Consider the following 18,837-nt stretch of genomic DNA (forward strand, 5'->3'; position numbering starts at 1 on the left):
TTGCCGCGTGTCGGACAGCTTCTTGGTCGCCGCCTGCATTCCTATGAGCCGGACCGGTTTTGAGCAGTGGCTTGATACCCCCTCGGATCCACGAGCTATCTCAAACCCCGCTGAGATGTTCAACGGCTGGTACTGGGCTGACAAGGAGGTCACCGACGAGTGGAGTCACGTCGCGAAAAACATGACGCCGCGCCAGTATTTCGCGACCCGGGTCGCCGAGGATGCTGAGCCGGGTCAGGTGACAGTGGGCGGTACACCGTGATGGTGTCCTCGAGGTCTATCTGCTCCACTTTGGATACCAGCGCTGGGATGTGCACACAGCGCTGATGATGCTGGCCGCCACCGCGCCGTTTAAGGCGCCGTCGCAGGATCACGTGCTGTTCTGGGCGGAGACCGGCGGCAATCTGTTCAAGCCAGATGATGATGGCTGGCTAGCCGTCATGTCGGTGGAGGGACAGCACGCGAGGTTTGTCGCCGAGGCCGACTTGACCGCGACAGTCGCCGGTCTGCATCCCGCTGAGCAGTTGTTCTATGACCTGCTAGAGCGTCTTGGCGAGAACGAAGGCGCGACGCGGGATCCGTCCTTCGTCGATCCTGCTTTCCTTTAACGTGAAGCGGGCCTCGTAGCGTTTCGCTACGAGGCCCGGATCGCTTGTCAGGCACAGAAGACCTTGTTGATGAGTGTCTGCATGGCCTGGTATCCCGCTGCTTGCTTGGACATCGCGGGATCGTCCACATAGGTCAGTGAGGCGGTCAGCGTCTTGCTGCCATCGGGCGTGCTGTACATCAGCGTCGCAAACCCTTGGACGCCACCGTTATGTGTGACGAGAGCCGCACCGCAGCTTGGCAGCGGGAAGGGAGACGGCGTGGAGCCGTCCTGCACGAACAGTCCCAAACCGTAGCCGTACATCGGGTGTGGCGTAAGCATCTTGGCCATTTGCGAGGCGGGAAGGAGTTTCCCGCTCATCAAGGCGGAGATGAACGTCTGCAGATCCTTGGTGGTGGAGATCATGTCACCACCGCTGGATACCCAAGACGGGTTCTGGCGGGTGATGTCGACCGTCTTCAGCTCACTGGCTTCCTCGTATTCGTAGTAGGCGTGGGCGTGCGGCCCCGGGATCTCCGGCGAGGTGCCCGGCACGATGGTGCCCTTCAGCCCTAGGGGCCGCAGAATTCGCCGCCGCATCTCCTCGGCATAGGAGTTGCCGGTGGCTTTCTCGATTACCAGCCGGGCTAGCACGTAGTTGGTGTTGGCGTAGGCCCAGTTTGTCCCCGGTTCAAAATTCAGGGGCTTGGACAACGACAACCGAACGAGTTCCTCCGGCTGGTAGGTGTGGAACCGGTTGTCCACCCATTCCTTGCCAGACCAAGGGATCCCCGGATTGATCGTGCCGTCGGGGTTGTACTGCCCGGTGTGGTTGAACACTCCGCTCGTGTGCTGCAACAGCATCCGCACCGTGATCCGCGGATCCAGGTTGAACTCGGGCAGGTAGCTCGCCGCTGACGTGTCCAGCCCGACTTTGCCGTCAGCCACCAGGTCCAGCATCAGGGCAGCGGTAAATGTCTTGGTAACACTGCCAACCCGGAACCGTCCGTTGGTTTGTGGCTTCGCCGCCGCGTCAAGCTTGCGGACCCCGGCGCTACCGGTCCATTCGCTCTGCTGGTCGCTCACGCGCAGTTGCACGCCGGTGAAACCGGACTCGACGATCTCTTGGATGGCTTGCTGTAGCTCGGGACGGTTGTTGCCTTTCGCCGTTGCCACTTCGGGTGTGATGGCTCCGGTTAGCAACGTGGCCGCCAGAGCGGTGCCGGCGACGCGACGCGCGGTCTGAGACGTACCCATTGTTATTCACCTTTCCCGGCGGCGTCGAGGGCGCTGACGATCTTGCGGGCCATGTCAGCCAGGGTGGGGCTCGGCGCGCCCTGACCAGCCCGGGCAGCGGCCTCGATGGCGGTGATCACGGTGCTGCGGAAGTTGCTGGCCTCTTCCACATCCTGCTTGCTGAGCAGATCCATCGACTCGGTGAGGGCCGGCAGCACCTGGTCGGCCAGTGCGGCCGCGGACTTGCTGGTTAGCTTCAGGTCATTGGTCTTCGCGGCGAGCACGTGCCCGATTGGGCCGGTCGCCGACGACAGGGCGAGAGTGCCGTCGGTGGCGACCTTATGCGCCGAGCTGGCGACACCGGCGAACGACATCAGGGTCACAGCGCCGTAAGCGGCGGTCCGGAGGGTGCGCTTGTCCTGGTCGGTGAGGGTGACAGACATTGTTGTGTGCTCCTTGGAAGGTCGGGTGGTTCGTTGTGAGAACGATCGCCCGCCGTCCTGTCACGGGACTGCCTTCGCGCTGACACGGCCGCTGACACGGCTGGCGCGTGACAAGGATCTGCTTCGGATCGTCATCGGCTTTCACTCTGCCGAAGCACCGGATCTTGATCAACGACTACTTCGATACCCAGCGATAACACATGGGTTATCGCTGCGCGGGACTGACCTCAAACACATAGCGGACCTCTGGCATCCCCCGCCATAGCTGGACTTCCGCCTGCGCATCGAGCACAAAAACCTTGCCGTTCATAGAAGACACTCAAGCGCATCAGAAATCAGAGCCTTTCCAACACCTTTTCCTTGTACGCGTGGATGCACGTACAACCCGGCAAGTTCGGCGCCAACAGCGGACCGCCGCGTCCAGGCATAGCCCATGATGGTGGTGTAGGTGTCGCGAGACCCGATGGCCCGGAACGCTTTTCGTTCACAAAAGGGCAAGCCCTCCATTTAAGACTTTGACTACATTTACCATGTGTCTCTTGCGGGCTCTTCCATCGAGATATCTACAACGTTAGGCTTCGGTCAAGTGCGGAAGGGGGTGTCACCATGGTTGTTCGCGAGCTCTAGGCATTAGATGACTGTCAATGCTGCGTCGGTTTGGTTTTGATACCAAGCCGGCGCAGGATTCCGTTTTATACCTAGGAGAACTCCTGTGCCGGTAAGCATCTCGGTGCCTTTCAAGGGTGAGGGCAGCGGCGTCGAGGAGTTGACCTGGGCTCAGTTCGCCGCATGGCGGTCGATGCAAAAGTTCGGCGAAACCGAGTGGACCGGCGGGACGATGCCCCTCAAAGCAGGGATGACCGTCCAAAACATCGTTACTCTGCTCGGATTCGTCCTAAGCAGACACCAGTCGTTGCGCACTCGCCTGCTCGTCGACAATGACGGGCAGGCCAGGCAGGTGCTCTTCGAGTCTGGCGAGATCACCCTTGAGGTCTACGCCGACAACGGAAACCCCGCGCAGCTGGCTGACACGATCCGGGCGGAGTATGAGGCCGCTCCTTGGGATCCGGTGGCCGACTGGCCATTGCGCATGGCGGTGGTCGCCGATGGCGACCACGCCATCTATTTCGTCGCTCTCTACTGCCATATCGTCATTGATGGGTACGGGTTCGACGCGCTTCGCCGAGACCTCGCCAATCTCGACCCCATCACGGGTGCTCACCTCGCTCCCGTCGCCGGCGTTCAGCCGCTGGAGCTAGCGCGGGCCCAGCGTGAGCCGTCCGCGCTTCGGCAGCACGCCGCTTCCTTGCGTTACTGGGAGAAGCACCTGCGGGTGATCGAGCCGCAGCGTTTCGCCCAGCGGCTGACCCCGCAAGCCGAAAGATGGTGGGAGGCCACGTTCACCACACCCGCGACGCATCATGCCCTCGCGGTCGTCAACAGCCGGATGAATGTACACAGTGGAGTGATGCTCCTGGCGGCCTACGCCGTCATGCTCGGCCAGCTGTCTGGTCAGCCTGTTGGCATGTTCAGGATTGTGGTCAGCAACCGCTTCCGGCCCGGTTTCGCCGATTCCGTTAGCAATCTGGCGCAAGCTGGGCTGGCCGTCATCGATACCGCTGACTGCACGTTTGGGGAAGCGGTAGCCCGCACGTGGAAGAGTGAACTCACCGCTGGGCGGCACGCGTATTACCATCCTCGCGACCTGTGGCCGCTCATCGACCGGATCAGCGGCGAACGCGGCGTCGACCTCGATACGCGGTGCTACTTCAATGACCGCCGCGGATTCTCCGCACAGACCGCCACCAACGTGCCCGTAGCTTCCGTGTCCGAGAGCACCCTGCGCTGGGGCCCGCGATCGAACGAACCCGACGCCACGTGTTTCCTCAACGTTGACAGCGCCGGGGACGCGGTCGCCCTCACCTGGCGGGTCGACACGGCTTTCGTTTCCCCGGACATGATTGAGACCTGCTTGCGTGGCATCGAATCGCTCATCGTGACGGCAGCGCTTAGCGACGCGTTGCCTTGAGCACGGCGTCGTGCAGGGTAACGGCATTGCCCTCGGCATCGGTGAACGGGCGCGGCAGATCGCGTGCGTCGATCTCCCACTCTGCTGGGTCAAGCGTTTCCGCCATCTGCGCGGCAGGATGCATAAGCGCGACAAGATGCGGCGGACGGGCAATGACTTCCGCATCTGACGGATGATGCCCGACGATGAGAAGCGTGCCGCCAGGCTTCACCGCCGCGGCCAGACGCTTGTGCAGCGCCTGAAGGTCCGGCCACGGCAGATGCATGAACTGCGCGGACACTAGGTCGTAGGCTTCCTGAGCCGGGGCCCACTCCAGAATGTTCGCCTGCTTCCAGATGATCGCGTGCGATCCCGCGGCCTTTGCGGCCCGTTGCAGCGCCACCTGCGAGATGTCAACGCCCGTAACGCTCCAGCCTTGCTGAGCCAGCCAGATCGCGTCGGCCCCTTCGCCGCAGCCCACATCGAGCGCGGTCCCTGGTTTCAACTCGCTGGCCACCGCGACGAGACGGGGATTCGGGTTGCCGCTCCAGACCTTCTCCGATGAGCGGTATCGCTCGTCCCAGAACTCAGCACCAAACATGTCGCTCATAACCACGACGATGCCGCAAACCCCCGCGCTACGCCAACGCAACTTGCTGAAGTAGCAACTTACACTAGGCTGCCTCGCATGCACCCCGACGGTTTGATTGAGCGTTTCGCCGACCTTGTCGTGCGGGCTGGGGCTAATGTCCGGCCGGGCCGGCGCGTCTTCGTGATGACAGATCTGGCGCATGCGCCGATGGCCCGGGCGGTGGTGGAAAGGGCTTACGCGGCCGGCGCTTCCATCGTTGACGTGGATTGGGAAGACGGGCTAGTGCGGCGGTCAGGCGTGCGGCACGCGAGCCTGGAGTCCTTGACAGCCAACCGATCCTGGGTGCTCGACCGTTACGAGGCGCTGCACCGCGAAGGTGCCGCGATCATCCTTCTGGCAGGCGACCAGCCGGGTCTCATGGCGGGCCTGGATCCGCAGAAGGTGGCCGCGATCCCAGCAGGCGAAGAGAGCGCCCGGCGCAAGATCTTCCTCGGTGGCCGGGTCACGTGGACGATCGCGGCTATCCCGAGCGCAGGCTGGGCCGAGCAAGTGTTTGGTGAGCCCGATGTTGACCGGCTCTGGGAGGCTGTGTCCGTCGCGATGCGGCTTGACGAGCCTGATCCGGTGCAGGCCTGGCGCGAGCGATCGGACACCCTCGCGACCCGTGCACGGGCGCTCAACGCCCTGGAACTGACCGCCGTGCGCTATCACAGCGAGGGCACCGACCTGACTGTCGGGCTGTTGCCGGGCACGGTGTGGACGGGCGGCGGCGTCACCACGGAAACCGGGTGCGGCTACATCCCGAATCTGCCAACGGAAGAGGTCTTCACCAGTCCGGACCGCCGCTTGGCTGACGGTGTCATCCAGCTGACCCGGCCACTGGTCATGCGCGGTGGCGGTGTCGTGGAGGGTCTGCGCGTGACCTTCGCCGGGGGCCGGATCGTGGACTTTTCCGCCACCAGCGGTGCCGATCTGGTGCGAGGTCAGCTCGAAACCGATGACGGAGCCCGCAGCCTCGGCGAAGTGTCGCTTGTGGACCGTGACTCCAGAATCGCCAAGGCTGGCTTGGTTTTCCACAACACCTTGTTCGACGAGAACGCCGCGTGTCACGTGGCCTGGGGGCAGAGCTTCCCCTTCGCGGTGGCCAACGGGCCGGCCATGTCCGCCGAGGAGCGGTTTGACTTGGGGCTCAACCGGTCTGCCGTGCACACCGATGTCGTCATCGGCGGAGCCGGCATGACCGTGACCGGCACTGGCCCTAACGGAATCGTCGACATCATTAAGGATGACGAGTGGGTCCTGCCGGGATAGCAGCCCTGGCAGGCCCGGTGCCTGCCAGGGCCACTGGTCAGCTAGCGGTTGCCGGGATATCGGTGCAGCCGCCAAACTTTGTGCCACTGTGGAGCATCGATCCCGACCGTGTGCTTCTGACCCACCAGGTGGAGCCTTCCGCACAGTCGCGCCGGTAGAGAGCTAGCTCGGTGTAGGTGTCGGCGTCGTAGTCCCCGGGTGCGGGAATGTCGGTGCACCCGCCAAACTTGTTGCCCGCGTACAACACCGAGCCAGTGCGGGTGCTGCGCACCCACCAGGTCGAGCCCTCACTACAGTCACGACGGTAGAGGGCCAGGTCGGTGTATCCGTCACCGTCATAGTCTCCGGCCGCGGGAATGTCGGTGCAGCCACCAAACTCATTGCCCGCGTAGATGTTCGACCCCGTACGCGAGCTTCGGACCCACCAGGACGAGCCTGTTGAGCAATTCCGGCGGAACAAGGCCAAGTCTGTCCGCGAGTCGCCGTCGTAGTCTCCGGCCGCCGGAATGTCAGTGCAGCCACCGAACTCGTTGCCCGCATACAGGTTAGCGCCGGTGCGGGAACTGCGAATCCACCACGTCGAGCCGGTCGAGCAGTCCTGGCGGTACAAAGCCAAGTCTGTGTAGCCGTCGCCGTCATAGTCACCTGGAGCAGGAATGTCGGTGCAGCCACCGAACTTCGTGCCGCCGTAGAGCAGTCCACCGGTACGTGAGCTGTGCACCCACCACGACGAGCCGTTGGTGCAATCACGACGGTAGAGCGCCAAGTCGTTCTTGCCGTCACCGTCGTAGTCGCCGGGAGCCGGGACGTCCATCGCGCCACCGAAAAGCGTGCCGCCAAAGATCTGCTGGCCCGTACGGCTGCTGCGAGCCCACCAGGTCGAGCCGGTGGCGCTGTTCGGCCGGTAGAGCGCCAGATCGGTGAACTTGTCCCCATCATAGTCGCCGGGAGCATTGGCACCCCAGGCCGCGGTGGCGATCCGCACCCCGTCTGCGGTCTCGTCGTAGTAACGCGACGGGAAACCCGATCGCTGCACGGCTTGGCAGACTTCACCGATCGGGGCTGTCAGCCAGGTGTTGTTCGGGTATTCCCGCACCATCGCGTTGAGGAACGCGTTGGTGGCGTAGACGGGATTGAGAATCTGGCTTTCACTCCCCCATCCTTGGCTCGGGCGTTGCTGGAACAAACCGAGGCTGTCCCGGTCGCCATAGTTGAGGTTCTGAATCCGGCTCTCCACGATCGTCGTGGTGATCGCGATCGCGGCGGCACGCAGGGGCAGTCCGCGTGACTTGACGACCTGCACGATGACGCGGGTGCACGCCGCCCGGCTGGCCGTGTAGTGGCCGTCGAGTGCGCCGGTGAGGGTCGGCCCGACCTGGCCGGCGAAGGCCGCGTCAGCGGCCGTTGGCGCGGCGCTCGTGCAGTCAGGGATTACCGCGGCATGAGCGGCGGCTGGGACCAAGGCGACGGTTGCCGCCGTCGCGAGGCCAGCCAGCGAGGCGAGAAGTTTGTAGTTCATCAGGCACCGGTCGCCGGCACGTCATGGCAACCGCCGAACTTGTTGCCGCCGTAGAGCGTGGTGCCGGTTCGCGTGCTGCGGACCCACCAGGATGAGCCGTTGGTGCAATCACGACGGTAGAGGGCGAGGTCGGTATAGCCGTCACCGTCGTAGTCACCTGGCGCGGGAATGTCGGTGCAGCCACCAAACTCGTTGCCCGCGTAGATGTTGTTTCCCGTGCGGGAGCTGCGCACCCACCACGTGGAACCGGTGGAACAGTCACGGCGGAACAAAGCGAGGTCGGTGCGATTGTCGGCGTCGTAGTCACCCGGCGCCGCGATGTCGGTGCAGCCACCAAACTTGTTGCCCGCATACAGGGCCGAACCAGTGCGGGTGCTGCGGACCCACCACGACGAACCGTTGGTGCAATCACGACGGTAGAGGGCCAGATCGGTGTAACCGTCACCGTCATAGTCTCCGGCTGCCGGAAGGTCGGTGCAGCCACCAAACTCGTTGCCCGCGTAAATGTTGTTTCCCGTACGGGAGCTGCGAATCCACCACGTGGAGCCGGTCGAACAGTTCTGCCGGAACAGCGCCAGATCGCTGAAGCCATCGTTGTCATAGTCGCCTGGAGCCGGAATGTCGGTGCAGCCGCCAAACTTCGTGCCGCCGTAAAGCAGGTTGCCTGTCCGGGAACTCGTTACCCACCACGACGAACCGTTGGTGCAATCACGACGGTAGAGAGCCAGATCGTTCTCGCCGTCGCCGTCATAGTCTCCGGGCACGGGGATGTCCGTACAACCGCCGAACTTGGTGCCGGCGTTGAGGTTTGTGCCGGTCCTGGTGCTGCGGATCCACCACGTTGACCCTTCGGAACAGTCCGGCCGGAAGAGCGCTAGCTCGGTATAGCTGTCACCGTCATAATCGCCTGCCGTGTCGCGGATTCCACCGGCTGTCCACCACGTGGTCTGTTTGCGGGCACCGGCCCAGCTGAAGCTGAAGTGAATGTGGTCGGTGTGCGGGTTGGTGCCGTTGTAGTCACGCCAGCCCTCGGACGCCCGGTAGGCCGACCAGATCTGGCGATTCCAGATCAGGTACATCACGCCGAGCCGTCTGGCCATCGCGTGCCGGTTCCCATGACGGTCAGTCGCGAGCAGCCATCCGAGGATGTCATTTGCGATGGCCCGCTCGGAGCTGTCGTTGATGTTGAGCATGTAGTCGAGCGCGCGACCCTCCTTGTGCTCGCTCGTCCCACCCAGGCTGCAGGATCGGCTGATGGAACTGCTGTGCGAGCCGTAGGTGCGGTTCATCAGATCGCGGAACCCGACGGTGCCCGGCTTGGGGTCGTTGTCACAGGTGTCCTGGGGATCATTGCCGGCATAGGCGTCGATCGCCCTGCCAAAGTCCGGGGTTACCGGAGCCGCCGAAGCGGCCGGAATATAAGTGATCATCGTCAACGCGATGGCTGCCGTCAACACGGCTGTCCACGTGCGTTTTGTCAGCACAGCGTCCTCCTCGAGGGTCCAATGGCGAGCCTGAGTGTGCTGATCGGACAGAGGTGAAGCCAGCGACAACCTTCACAGTCCACCTATACAATTCGGCTCCGGGGAGGTCAGATGGACACGTCTTTCGCCGCGTTGTTGCGAGCACATCGAAGAGCCAACGGCCTGACCCAAGAAGCGCTTGCTGAGCTGGCAAGGCTTAGCGGACAGGCGGTCGGGGCTCTGGAACGAGGCGATCGCCGGTTTCCCTACGGCGACACCGTCGCCCGCCTCGCCGACGCACTGGGGCTGTCTGAACAGGAACGTCGCGCGTTCCAGGCCGCGGCGGCCAGACCCTCGGTGCCCCGGCCTGAGACGCCGTCTCCTTCAGCACCACGGCAATTGCCTGCGGTCATCGCGCACTTCGCCGGCCGTGCGGCGCCCGCCAAAGCCATGGCCGAAGTCGCCGGTCAGTCCAGCACCGTGGTCATCTCGGCTATCTCCGGCATGGCTGGGATCGGCAAGACGGCCTTCGCCCTGCACTGCGCTCATCAGTTGAAGGAGCTGTATCCCGACGGCCAGCTCTACGCGAACCTGCATGGATTCGACCCGTCTCGGCCTCCGGTCAGCCCAGCCAGTGTCGTGCACGCGTTCTTGGAGGCGCTCGACATCCCGGCGCGCCGGATTCCGGGCAGTGCCGAAGCACAGGCCGGTCTCTACCGCAGTGTGCTGGCGAGTAAACGGATTCTGATCGTGCTGGACAACGCCCGTGATGCCGAACAGGTTCGGCCTCTGCTGCCAGGCGACACCGGCTGTCTCACACTCGTCACCAGCCGCAATCAGCTCACCAGCCTGGCGACGACCGATGGGGCCCAGCTGCTAACCCTAGATCTGTTGTCCGAACACGAGGCTCTTGACCTGCTAGCCGCACGGCTCAGCGCGGAGCGCGTCGCTGCCGATCTGGAGTCAGCGCGCGAGATCGTCGTCCGGTGTGGACGGTTGCCCTTAGCCCTATCCATTGTCGCTGCGCGTGCGGCGGCGCATCCCCATTTCACTCTCGCGGATTTGGCCACGGAACTCAGCGAAGGTGAAGGTCTGGATGCCCTAGACGGCAACGATCCCACGGCAAGTGCCCGAACCACGTTCGCCGTTTCGTACCAGGCACTTTCGGCGCCGGCGGCACGGCTATTCCGACTGCTCGGCGCACATCCGGGGCCAGACATCTCGATCAAGGCCGCGGCGAGTCTGGCGGGCGGATCCGTTCGCGAGCAACGCTTGCCGTTGAAAGAGCTGACGGAAGCCAATCTGATTCTGGAACACCAGCCAGGGCGCTTCGGGATGCACGATCTGATTCGTGCCTATGCCTGCGAACTGGAAGCCGAGCCCGACGCGCGTCGTCGCATGCTCGACCACTATCTGCACTCGGCCTTCGCCGCCAACTGCCTCCTCATCCCAGCGGGCGAACGGATAACGCTCGATCAGCTTCAGCCCGGCACCACGCCAGAGCAACCGGAGGACCACGATGACGCTCTCGCCTGGTTCACAGCGGAACGCTCGGTGTTATTGGCGGTCATCGATTACGCAGCGGCGGCTCAGTGGAACAACCATGCGTGGCAACTGGCCTGGATCTTCACCGACTTTCTTAATCGCCGCGGCGACTGGCAGGCCGACATCAGCACCCAGCGGGCGGCGCTCACCGCGGCCCGGCGCCTCGGCGACGTTGGCGCTCAGGCTCGCGCGCTTCGCTTGCTAGCGCTGGATTTCACGCAACTTGGCAGTCTGGAGGAGGCGCTCAGCTATCTGCAGCAAGCGCTGGAACTGACGGCCGAGGCCGATGATGCTCGCGGGCAGGCCCACACCCACAATCATTTGGCGTTCGTTTACGAACGTCTGGGGCTGCTAGACAATACACTTCATCATGCCCAGCAAGCCTTGCGGTTGTTCGAGATTTCCGGCTCCATGCCCGGCAGAGCCGATGGGCTCAACGCGGTGGGCTGGAGCCTGGCCCAGCTCGGCCAATGCGACGAAGCGCTGCGGCATTGCGAGGAGGCGCTAGCGCTGCAGACGGAGCTGGCGAACCGTTCTGGCCAGGCAGCCGCGTGGGACAGCCTCGGCTACATCCATCACCATCTGGGCCAGCACGACTTAGCGGTCAGCTGCTACACGCAGGCTGTCGAGCTGCATCGCGATCTCGGGAACCGATACTACGAAGCCAATGTCCTGAGCCACCTCGGTGACACGCAGCTCGCGGCGGCTAAGCGGGCTCAGGCGGCGGTCAGCTGGGAGCAAGCGCTCCGCATCCTGACCGAGCTTGAGCACGCCGACGCCGCGCAAGTGCGGGCGAAGCTGGGCGATCTGTGAGCGCATCGGCAAGACTATGGACATGGACAGTGAGATCGGTGACGCGCTTGACGCGGTCGGGCCACGGCTCAAGGCGTTACGCAAAGAACGTGAGACGACGCTGGCGGAGCTGTCGGCCGCGACCGGCATCTCCGTGAGCACGCTGTCCCGGCTGGAGTCAGGCGGCCGCCGGCCCACTCTCGAACAGCTCCTTCCGCTAGCCCGCGCCCACGGTGTCACCCTTGACGAACTCGTCGACGCGCCACCGACCGGCGATCCCCGCGTTCACCTACGGCCCGTCGTCCGCAACGGGATGACGATGCTGCCGTTGACACGCCGTCCCGGCGGGATTCAAGCCTACAAACTCGTGTTCCAGGCCAACAGCAAGCGCCGCGAACCCGATCTAAAGACGCACGAAGGCTACGAGTGGCTCTATGTCCTCAATGGACAGTTGCGTGTCGTCCTCGGGGAGCACGACTTTGTCATGTCGCCCGGTGAAGCGGCTGAGTTCGATACCCGTGTGCCGCATTGGTTCGGCTCAGCAAACGCCGAGCCCGTCGAGATTCTCAGCCTGTTCGGCAGGCAAGGCGAAAGAGCTCATCTCAGAGCTCGCCCTAAAACAAAGTCAGCTGACCGGGGATAGGGTCGACGCGCGAGCGCAGGCCTTTGCGATAGACCCACGGCTTGAGTTCGAGTGGATGGCGTTGCGCGGCAACGGGAGTGCCCCCGCCGACGAGTGCCCACAGCGACGGGCCGTAATTGATGCCGTGAGCCTGCAGGGCGCGCCGCATCACCGGATAGCTCAACGGCAGCCGCATGTCGTCAATCGACGGTAGCTCCAGGTCGCATCGCATCGTCATCAACCGCCGGTTGCGGTCAACGACCTGGCGCATCTCGGGCCGGTGCAGCTGTTGTGCCGCAAGCTCTCCGACCGCTTCGCTAACGTCTTGCGAAGTTGCTTCCCACGCCGCGTCCACAGTGCCGAAGGCGTTTAGCAGACGGGCCGCCCGGGACGCGCCGAATTGGCGCACGCCATGGAGGTTGTCCGACGGGTCACCGCGAAGAGCGGCGTAGTCGCGGTATTGCCACGGGTCGACGCCACAGACCGCCTTGAGGCTAGCCGCGTCGACGATGACCGCCTCGTCGAAGCCTCCGTTGCGTACCCTCAAAACTGAAGTTAAATCGTCAATGAGCGCGAAGGCGTCGCGGTCACTCGTCATGAGAACCGAGCGCCATCCGCGCTCTCGCGCGTGACGCGCCGAGCTAGCCAGCACATCATCGGCTTCGAAAGCGCGCGGCACAACGGTGCAGATCCCAGCGGCGCGCAGCAATTCCGGCGCCATAAGGATTTGGGTCGCGAGATCGGCCGGCTTTTCTGGCCGCTGCGCCTTATAACCCGGGTAGTCAATCTTGCGAGCGGAATCTTGCGGGCAGTCGAACCCCACGACGATCGCGTCAGGACGCAGGTGTGCCGCAGCCCGCGCCAGGTAGTTGACCAGCCCTTTGAGTGCCCAAACCGGACGGCCGCTGGCGTCGGTGAGGGCCTCCATCGAGGCAGCGTGATAGGCACGATGGAGCAGGCTATTTCCGTCTAACGCGAGCAGCAGCGGAGCGGGGGGCACCGGCACTCGCCCAGCCTATCGGCGCGGAAAGCTGACTTCTATGTCGAGGCCACCTTCGGGGCGGGCGTTCGCGGTGATCACGGCACCGTGCGCGGTCGCGATCGCCTGGACAATCGCCAGGCCAAGCCCATGACCATCGTGGTGATGGACGCGCTGGGCACCGAGCCGCTGAAACGGCTGAAAAAGTTGTTCCACCTGATCGGGTGCGATGACCTTGCCGCTGTTGACCACTCTGATGCCCGGCATGCCCGTCGTGCTGACCGACACCGTTCCACCTGCGACGTTGTGCCGGATGGCGTTGTCCACAAGGTTGGCGATCAGGCTTTCGGCCAGTCGCGGATCACCCGAGGTCGGCGCCGGCCGCAGCGACGTCTCGATGGTGACGCCGCGCCGCTTCGCCGCGCCGTCGCGCGCCGCCACCACAGCCGTCGCGATGTCGCCGAGATCGATGGGCTCACGCTGCTCGATCCCTTGTTCACCGCTGGCGAGAGTCAGCAGCGAGTCGATCAGCCGCTCTTGAGCCTCGCTGAGCCCGATGAGTTCGTGGCACACCTCGCGCAACGACGCCGCGCTGGCGTTGGGATCGGCGAGCGCCACTTGCAGCAGGGCTCGTTCGGCCGTCAGCGGGGTGCGCAACTCATGCGACGCGTTCGCGACGAACCGGCGCTGCGACTCGAAGGAGCGTTCGAGGCGTTCGAACAAGTCGTTCAGGGTGCCGGACAGTTCAGCGAACTCGTTGTTGCCCTGCACCGGCAAGCGCTGGTGCAGATTGTTGGCAGAGATGTCATTGGCCGTCGCCGTCACTGTCCGAAGTGGACGAAGGAATCGCCCGGCGATAATCCAGCCGAGGATGAACGACACGACGACCATGAGGGCGAGCCCGACCGCGGAGGACGTGAGCAAGGCCTGATTGGGTTCCGGTGCCGGACCTCCACCTGGAACACCTTGCCCCCCAGCGGGTTCCGTCTGTGACGTCGACAGAATCGGAATGCTCAGCAGCGCCGCACCCGAAAAGAAGAAGGGCACAGCATATAAAAGCATCAATTGGGTACGCAGGGAGAGCCGCCGCATTACTCTGCTCCCAGCCGGTAGCCAGCCTCGCGGACCGTGTGGATGACCGGTGGGCCCCCCAGTTTGGCGCGCAGCCGCCGGATCGTGGTTTTCACCGTGGTCGTGAACGGATCCGCCGCCTCGTCCCAGACGCGGTCGAGGAGTTCTTCGGCCGAGACAGGGCGTCCCGCCGCCGCCATGAGGTGTTCGAGCAACGAGAACTCCTTGGGGCTCAAGTCAAGGCGCTGTCCCGCGCGCGAAGCCACTCGGCGACTGGGGTCCAGGGTGAGGTCGCCGTATTCCAGCACGGGCGGCAGGGATTGCGCCGGCCGCCGTCCGAGGGCGCGCACGCGGGCGACCAGTTCGGCGAAGTCGAAGGGCTTGGGCAGGTAGTCGTCGGCCCCTAATCCCAGCCCGTCCACGCGTTCACGCACCGTGCTCGCGGCGGTCAGCATCAGCACCTTGCTGCCTGAGTGCTCAGCGACGATCCGGCGGCACACCTCGTCGCCGTGAACGCCGGGCAGGTCGCGGTCGAGCACCACCACGTCGTAAGGCGTCACGGCCAGGTGTTCGAGCGCGTCAGCTCCGTCGAGCACCACATCTACGGCCATGCCCTCGCGGCGCAGACCGGTCCCGATCGTCCGGGCCAGGATCTCGAAATCTTCGACGACTAAAACGCGCATGAGTCCACGATGCCAGGCCGCAGGTGGCAAACAGGTGACACCGTGCTGTCACCATCGCCCTCGTAGAACTGAGCGCATGATCGAGGTAAATGGCTTACGAAAGCGTTTTGGCCCGCAGCTCGCCCTCGACGGCATGACCTTCAAGGTCGAGCCGGGTAAGGTGACCGGTTTCGTCGGGCCCAACGGGGCGGGCAAATCAACCACCATGCGCGTGGTTCTGGGGCTCGACGCGGCTGACGAGGGAACGACTCTTGTCGATGGGCAGCGTTACCGCCAGCTGCGGCAGCCGCTGTGCGTCCTGGGCTCGCTGCTGGACGCGAGCGCGCTGCAGCCCAGCCGCACCGCGCGTGACCATCTCCTTTGGATGGCGCACTCCCAAGGGCTGACCGGCAAGCGGGTGGACGCCGTGCTGGGACAGACGGGCTTAACGGGAGTCGCCAAGCGCCGGGCGGGCGGCTTCTCGCTCGGGATGCGCCAGCGGCTGGGCATCGCCTCAGCGCTGCTGGGTGACCCACGAGCGGTCATGCTCGACGAACCGTTCAACGGCATGGATCCCGAAGGCATCGTCTGGGTGCGCGGTCTGTTGCGCTCGCTTGCCGCTGATGGCCGGGCGGTGCTCGTGTCCAGCCATCTCATGAGCGAGCTAGAGGATGTCGCCGATCACGTGATCATCGTCGGACGGGGGAAGGTGATCGCGGACACGAGCGTCAAGGATCTGCTCACGTCGGCTTCCGGTGGGCGGGTCAACGTGCGCTCACAGGACGTCGCCGCTGCGCTGGCCGCTTTACCGGAAGGAGAGCCAACCGGGCCGTCAACGTTGACAGTCACCGGCATGACGGCCGAAGCCGTGGTCGCGCGACTCAACGGACACGGTGTGCCGTTCTCGGAAGTGTCCGCGCACAGGGCGTCGCTCGAAGACGCCTACATGGACCTGACCCGTGAGGCCGTTGAATACCGTGGGGTGAGCTCATGATGCGGCAGTTGCGTGCCGAGTGGACGAAGTTCCGCACGGTCCGGGGATGGGTCACCGGGATGGCGCTGGCGGGTGGCTTCATCATCGCCTTCGGCCTGTTTCCGGGCATGCAAGGCACCTGCACAGACAACAAATGCAAGCTGCCGACCGGCCCGCAAGGGCATCTCGTCACGGACCGTTTCGAGTTCGCCGGCCAAACTCTAGACGGGGACGGGTCCCTCACCGTCAACGTCACGTCGATGACCGGTGAGCTGCCGCCCGGGCCAAACGCTGAGCAGCCTCGGCAAGGCTTGACCCCGTGGGCCAAAGCTGGGCTGATCATCAAGGACGGCACCAAAGCTGGATCGCCGTATGCGGCCATCATGCTCACGGGATCGCACGGCGTTCGCTTGCAGCACAACTATCTTTACGATCAGGCGGGCGCCGGTGCCGCGTCATGGCTGCGGCTCACGCGTGCAGGCGACGCCATTACGGGCGAACAGTCGGCCGATGGTACACATTGGACAAAGGTCGGCACTGTGGTGCTCAAAGGCTTGCCCACCAAGGTGCAAGCAGGGCTCTTCGCGACGTCACCTCAGCACAGTGAAGCATCGGCCTTGCTTTCCTCGAGCGGGCCCTCCAGCGTGACCGCGACTTTCCGTCAAGTGAGCCAGCAGGGTTCCTGGAGCGGGCAGTTGGAGGAAACGGAGCTAACGGGTTCCGGTGACATCGGCCCGCTTGTATCCGGATCATCCGGTCTGGGTGTCAGCGTCACGCAGGCGCTCGCCGGCACGTTCCTGGGGCTCGTGTTCGCCATCGTCATTGGAACCACTTATGTCACCAGTGAATACCGCCGTGGGCTCATGCGCACGACCTTCAGCGCCACTCCGCGACGGGGCCGGGTGCTCGCGGCGAAGGCCATCGTCGCCGGCGGCGCGACTTTCGTGACCGGGCTGGTCGCGGCGACCGTGGCTGTCGTGTTTGGACAGAAGATGCTGCGTGACAATGGCGTGTTCGTGCACCCGGTCACGACAGCCACCGAAGTGCGGGTCATCGTGGGAACGGCTGCCCTGCTTGCCCTGTGCACGGTTTTCGGCGTGGCCATTGGCGTCCTCCTGAGGCGAAGTGCGCTGGCGGTGACGATAGGGGTTACGGGCATTGTGCTGCCGTACATCCTGGCGATGTCGGTTCTGCCGGATGGTGCTGGGCGGTGGCTGTTGAGCATCAGTCCAGCGGCGGCCTTCGCCATTCAGCAGAGCGCTGTGGAATATGCCCACGTCGCCAACAACTACATTCCGACTGAGGGCTTCTTTCCCCTTTCGCCTTGGCTGGGGTTCGCCGTGCTGGCTGCCTGGACCGCTGTCGCCGTTGGACTGGCCGCTGTCGTGATAAGCAGGCGGGACGCATGAGAACGGCCATCCATGCGGAGTGGACGAAGCTGCGCACCTCGCCTGGCACGATATGGCTGTTGCTGGCGGTCATCGTGTCGACCGTTGGGGTGTCGGCCCTAACCACCGCTGCGATGACGTGTGTCGCGTGCGGTGGCGATGTCCTGAAGACGAGCCTCACCGGTGTGCAGCTCGGGCAAGCCATCGCGGCGATCGCGGGGGTGCTGATGATGGGCACGGAATACAGCAATGGCCTGGCACGCTTGACGCTCACCGCGATCCCCCGCCGGACAAGAGTGTTGACCGCCAAAGCGTTAGTACTAACCGCGGTGCTGCTCGTGACCTCGGCCGCCGCCGTGCTCGGCGCGTTTCTGGCCGGCCGGGCGATCCTGGCTGACAACGGATTCGCGCGACTGTCCATAAGCGACGGTACGGTCATGCGTGCTCTCGTAGGATCAGCGCTTTACCTGACGCTCATCGGTCTGCTCGGTCTTGGCATAGCGACCGCTGTGCGCAGTTCGGCAGGCGCCATTGGCACGGTGCTGGCGCTGCTGTTCGTGTTCCCGGTGGTTTCACTCGCGGTGTCAGACCCTGATTGGCAACGCAAGCTGGAGCAGATCGGGCCGACGAGTGCTGGCCTGGCGATTCAGGCCAGCACCAACCTGAGCGAGTTACCTATCAAGCCCTGGCACGGCTTAGGCGTCCTCGCGTTGTGGGCCGTGGCGGGTTTAGTGAGCGGGGGCTTGCTCCTGGCCCGGCGGGACGCTTAGGAGGGTCAGCTCTTCCGGGGACAGGCGGATCGAGCCCGCGGCGATGTTTTGCTCCAGGTGCCGCAGGTCGCCTGTTCCCGGGATGGCAAGCACATGCTCGCCTTGGTGGAGGGTCCACGCGAGCCGAATCTGGTGCGGTGTCACCTCATGCGCTGCGGCGATCTGACGGACCGTCTCGCTATGGTCGTTGAGCGACCCAGCTTCGCGCTGATTTCCCGCGAGGGCGAAGAACGGAACGAACGCGATCCCCCGGTCGCCACAGTCCTTTAGCAAATCGTCGTCGCGGCGAATGTCTAGGGCATAAGAGTTCTGCACGCACACGACCGGCGCGATGGCCTTCGCCTCATCGAGATGATCGATCCGGATATTAGACAGGCCAAGGTGTTTGATCAGACCCTCGTCCCGCATCCGGGCCAGTTCACCGAAGCTTTCCGCGATGGAGTCCTGACCCGGCCGCTTGATAATCCGCAAATTGACTATGCCGAGGCAATCAGTGCCGAGCCGTCGCAGGTTCTCCTCCACTTGCGCCCGCAGTGGCTCATGCCCGGGGATCACCTTGGTGGCGATGACGAGGTCGTCGGGATAGGGCGCCAGCGCCTGGCGAATCAGCTCGGTGGCGAACCTGACCTCTCCACTGCCCACCTCGAGGACTCCACCGGGCGTCCGGTAGAACGCCGCTGTATCAACATGATTCACGCCGAGTTCGCGAGCGCGGCGCAGCACCGCTAGCGCCACGCTGTGATCCGGGTTGACAGTCAGCCGCATCGAGCCGAACCCCATGCGATTCACCACGCGGTCGCCAAGCATCCAAGAACGCATCCGGCGAACCTAGCCGGCCTGATGCGGAATTGTGGGCCAGTTGTAGCGCCCTGGCAAC

19 protein-coding genes are annotated in these 18,837 nt (G+C 64.2%); 9 read left to right on the forward strand and 10 right to left on the reverse strand.

Annotated features, from left to right (window positions below):
- Positions 1-7 precede the first annotated feature (7 nt).
- Both A3E1_RS0107885 and A3E1_RS0107890 read left to right on the forward strand, forming a co-directional pair.
- Positions 8-262, forward strand: coding sequence for a hypothetical protein (locus A3E1_RS0107885; protein ID WP_020520211.1), 255 nt, complete (start codon positions 8-10; stop codon positions 260-262).
- A gap of 49 nt (positions 263-311) precedes the next feature.
- Positions 312-608 (forward strand): hypothetical protein, encoded by a 297-nt coding sequence (locus A3E1_RS0107890; RefSeq protein ID WP_020520212.1) that lies wholly within the window; start codon positions 312-314, stop codon positions 606-608.
- A 47-nt stretch (positions 609-655) separates the two neighbouring features.
- Here A3E1_RS0107890 and A3E1_RS0107895 read toward each other — a convergent pair whose 3' ends face one another.
- The 3 genes from A3E1_RS0107895 to A3E1_RS49100 all read right to left on the reverse strand — a co-directional run bounded on the left by A3E1_RS0107895 (position 656) and on the right by A3E1_RS49100 (position 2,772).
- On the reverse strand, positions 656-1,843 hold the full coding sequence (locus tag A3E1_RS0107895) for a serine hydrolase domain-containing protein (protein WP_020520213.1): 1,188 nt from the start codon (positions 1,841-1,843) through the stop codon (positions 656-658).
- 2 nt (positions 1,844-1,845) lie between these two features.
- The gene (locus tag A3E1_RS0107900; RefSeq protein ID WP_020520214.1) at positions 1,846-2,265 is read right to left on the reverse strand and encodes a hypothetical protein; all 420 of its coding nucleotides are present in this window, start codon (positions 2,263-2,265) and stop codon (positions 1,846-1,848) included.
- 306 nt (positions 2,266-2,571) lie between these two features.
- A complete protein-coding gene (locus A3E1_RS49100) occupies positions 2,572-2,772 on the reverse strand; it encodes a GNAT family N-acetyltransferase (protein WP_083929407.1) in 201 nt (66 codons plus the stop codon).
- A gap of 205 nt (positions 2,773-2,977) precedes the next feature.
- Between A3E1_RS49100 and A3E1_RS0107910 the strand changes: the two genes are divergently transcribed.
- A complete protein-coding gene (locus tag A3E1_RS0107910; protein ID WP_020520216.1) occupies positions 2,978-4,294 on the forward strand; it encodes a condensation domain-containing protein in 1,317 nt (438 codons plus the stop codon).
- On the opposite strand, the gene A3E1_RS0107915 is transcribed toward A3E1_RS0107910, so the two are convergent.
- Positions 4,275-4,883, reverse strand: a complete 609-nt coding sequence (locus A3E1_RS0107915; protein WP_020520217.1) for a class I SAM-dependent methyltransferase — start codon at positions 4,881-4,883, stop codon at positions 4,275-4,277. The genes A3E1_RS0107910 and A3E1_RS0107915 overlap by 20 nt on opposite strands.
- Positions 4,884-4,961: 78 nt before the next feature.
- Here A3E1_RS0107915 and A3E1_RS0107920 point away from each other — a divergent pair, with 78 nt between their 5' ends.
- Complete coding sequence (locus tag A3E1_RS0107920) at positions 4,962-6,176, forward strand: aminopeptidase (RefSeq protein WP_020520218.1); 1,215 nt, start codon at positions 4,962-4,964, stop codon at positions 6,174-6,176.
- Between the two features lie 37 nt (positions 6,177-6,213).
- On the opposite strand, the gene A3E1_RS44555 is transcribed toward A3E1_RS0107920, so the two are convergent.
- Together A3E1_RS44555 and A3E1_RS44560 are read right to left on the reverse strand one after the other, a co-directional pair.
- Positions 6,214-7,695 (reverse strand): FG-GAP repeat domain-containing protein, encoded by a 1,482-nt coding sequence (locus A3E1_RS44555; protein ID WP_020520219.1) that lies wholly within the window; start codon positions 7,693-7,695, stop codon positions 6,214-6,216.
- Positions 7,695-9,179, reverse strand: a complete 1,485-nt coding sequence (locus tag A3E1_RS44560) for an FG-GAP repeat domain-containing protein (protein ID WP_020520220.1) — start codon at positions 9,177-9,179, stop codon at positions 7,695-7,697. The genes A3E1_RS44555 and A3E1_RS44560 overlap by 1 nt, the downstream gene beginning before the upstream one ends.
- Before the next feature lie 111 nt (positions 9,180-9,290).
- Between A3E1_RS44560 and A3E1_RS39440 the strand changes: the two genes are divergently transcribed.
- Both A3E1_RS39440 and A3E1_RS0107940 read left to right on the forward strand, forming a co-directional pair.
- The gene (locus A3E1_RS39440) at positions 9,291-11,516 is read left to right on the forward strand and encodes an ATP-binding protein (protein ID WP_020520221.1); all 2,226 of its coding nucleotides are present in this window, start codon (positions 9,291-9,293) and stop codon (positions 11,514-11,516) included.
- 22 nt (positions 11,517-11,538) lie between these two features.
- Positions 11,539-12,138, forward strand: a complete 600-nt coding sequence (locus A3E1_RS0107940) for a helix-turn-helix domain-containing protein (protein ID WP_020520222.1) — start codon at positions 11,539-11,541, stop codon at positions 12,136-12,138.
- Here A3E1_RS0107940 and A3E1_RS0107945 read toward each other — a convergent pair.
- The 3 genes from A3E1_RS0107945 to A3E1_RS0107955 are packed head-to-tail and all read right to left on the reverse strand — an operon-like array spanning position 12,110 to position 14,850.
- Entirely contained in the window at positions 12,110-13,123 is a 1,014-nt protein-coding gene (locus tag A3E1_RS0107945) for a 5'-3' exonuclease (protein WP_020520223.1), read from the reverse strand. The two genes, A3E1_RS0107940 and A3E1_RS0107945, sit on opposite strands and share 29 nt — an antisense overlap.
- A 9-nt stretch (positions 13,124-13,132) precedes the next feature.
- Positions 13,133-14,188 carry a sensor histidine kinase gene (locus A3E1_RS0107950; protein WP_020520224.1) on the reverse strand — a complete coding sequence of 352 codons (1,056 nt, stop codon included), beginning with the start codon at positions 14,186-14,188 and terminating at the stop codon, positions 13,133-13,135.
- Positions 14,188-14,850 carry a response regulator transcription factor gene (locus tag A3E1_RS0107955; RefSeq protein ID WP_020520225.1) on the reverse strand — a complete coding sequence of 221 codons (663 nt, stop codon included), beginning with the start codon at positions 14,848-14,850 and terminating at the stop codon, positions 14,188-14,190. The genes A3E1_RS0107950 and A3E1_RS0107955 overlap by 1 nt, the downstream gene beginning before the upstream one ends.
- A 76-nt stretch (positions 14,851-14,926) precedes the next feature.
- Here A3E1_RS0107955 and A3E1_RS0107960 point away from each other — a divergent pair, with 76 nt between their 5' ends.
- From A3E1_RS0107960 to A3E1_RS0107970, 3 genes are read left to right on the forward strand one after another with little or no spacing between them, the layout of a single operon-like run.
- A complete protein-coding gene (locus tag A3E1_RS0107960) occupies positions 14,927-15,823 on the forward strand; it encodes an ABC transporter ATP-binding protein (protein ID WP_020520226.1) in 897 nt (298 codons plus the stop codon).
- Positions 15,820-17,211, forward strand: a complete 1,392-nt coding sequence (locus tag A3E1_RS0107965) for an ABC transporter permease subunit (RefSeq protein WP_245571114.1) — start codon at positions 15,820-15,822, stop codon at positions 17,209-17,211. The genes A3E1_RS0107960 and A3E1_RS0107965 overlap by 4 nt, the downstream gene beginning before the upstream one ends.
- A complete protein-coding gene (locus tag A3E1_RS0107970; RefSeq protein WP_020520228.1) occupies positions 17,208-17,960 on the forward strand; it encodes an ABC transporter permease subunit in 753 nt (250 codons plus the stop codon). The genes A3E1_RS0107965 and A3E1_RS0107970 overlap by 4 nt, the downstream gene beginning before the upstream one ends.
- On the opposite strand, the gene A3E1_RS0107975 is transcribed toward A3E1_RS0107970, so the two are convergent.
- Complete coding sequence (locus A3E1_RS0107975) at positions 17,919-18,779, reverse strand: aldo/keto reductase (protein ID WP_026208214.1); 861 nt, start codon at positions 18,777-18,779, stop codon at positions 17,919-17,921. The two genes, A3E1_RS0107970 and A3E1_RS0107975, sit on opposite strands and share 42 nt — an antisense overlap.
- Positions 18,780-18,837 lie beyond the last annotated feature (58 nt).

Origin of the sequence: Catelliglobosispora koreensis DSM 44566 (assembly GCF_000379685.1) — a bacterium.
Classification (GTDB): Bacteria; Actinomycetota; Actinomycetes; order Mycobacteriales; family Micromonosporaceae; genus Catelliglobosispora; species Catelliglobosispora koreensis.

What these genes read in the sequence shown, in the direction of transcription:
- A3E1_RS0107895 (WP_020520213.1), bottom strand. Translation starts at nt 1,843, where the DNA reads ATGGGTACGTCTCAGACCGCGCGTCGCGTCGCCGGCACCGCTCTGGCG.
- A3E1_RS0107900 (WP_020520214.1), bottom strand. Translation starts at nt 2,265, where the DNA reads ATGTCTGTCACCCTCACCGACCAGGACAAGCGCACCCTCCGGACCGCC.
- A3E1_RS49100 (WP_083929407.1), bottom strand. Translation starts at nt 2,772, where the DNA reads ATGGAGGGCTTGCCCTTTTGTGAACGAAAAGCGTTCCGGGCCATCGGG.
- A3E1_RS0107915 (WP_020520217.1), bottom strand. Translation starts at nt 4,883, where the DNA reads ATGAGCGACATGTTTGGTGCTGAGTTCTGGGACGAGCGATACCGCTCA.
- A3E1_RS0107920 (WP_020520218.1), top strand. Translation starts at nt 4,962, where the DNA reads ATGCACCCCGACGGTTTGATTGAGCGTTTCGCCGACCTTGTCGTGCGG.
- A3E1_RS44555 (WP_020520219.1), bottom strand. Translation starts at nt 7,695, where the DNA reads ATGAACTACAAACTTCTCGCCTCGCTGGCTGGCCTCGCGACGGCGGCA.
- A3E1_RS39440 (WP_020520221.1), top strand. Translation starts at nt 9,291, where the DNA reads ATGGACACGTCTTTCGCCGCGTTGTTGCGAGCACATCGAAGAGCCAAC.
- A3E1_RS0107940 (WP_020520222.1), top strand. Translation starts at nt 11,539, where the DNA reads ATGGACAGTGAGATCGGTGACGCGCTTGACGCGGTCGGGCCACGGCTC.
- A3E1_RS0107950 (WP_020520224.1), bottom strand. Translation starts at nt 14,188, where the DNA reads ATGCGGCGGCTCTCCCTGCGTACCCAATTGATGCTTTTATATGCTGTG.
- A3E1_RS0107955 (WP_020520225.1), bottom strand. Translation starts at nt 14,850, where the DNA reads ATGCGCGTTTTAGTCGTCGAAGATTTCGAGATCCTGGCCCGGACGATC.
- A3E1_RS0107960 (WP_020520226.1), top strand. Translation starts at nt 14,927, where the DNA reads ATGATCGAGGTAAATGGCTTACGAAAGCGTTTTGGCCCGCAGCTCGCC.
- A3E1_RS0107965 (WP_245571114.1), top strand. Translation starts at nt 15,820, where the DNA reads ATGATGCGGCAGTTGCGTGCCGAGTGGACGAAGTTCCGCACGGTCCGG.
- A3E1_RS0107970 (WP_020520228.1), top strand. Translation starts at nt 17,208, where the DNA reads ATGAGAACGGCCATCCATGCGGAGTGGACGAAGCTGCGCACCTCGCCT.
- A3E1_RS0107975 (WP_026208214.1), bottom strand. Translation starts at nt 18,779, where the DNA reads ATGCGTTCTTGGATGCTTGGCGACCGCGTGGTGAATCGCATGGGGTTC.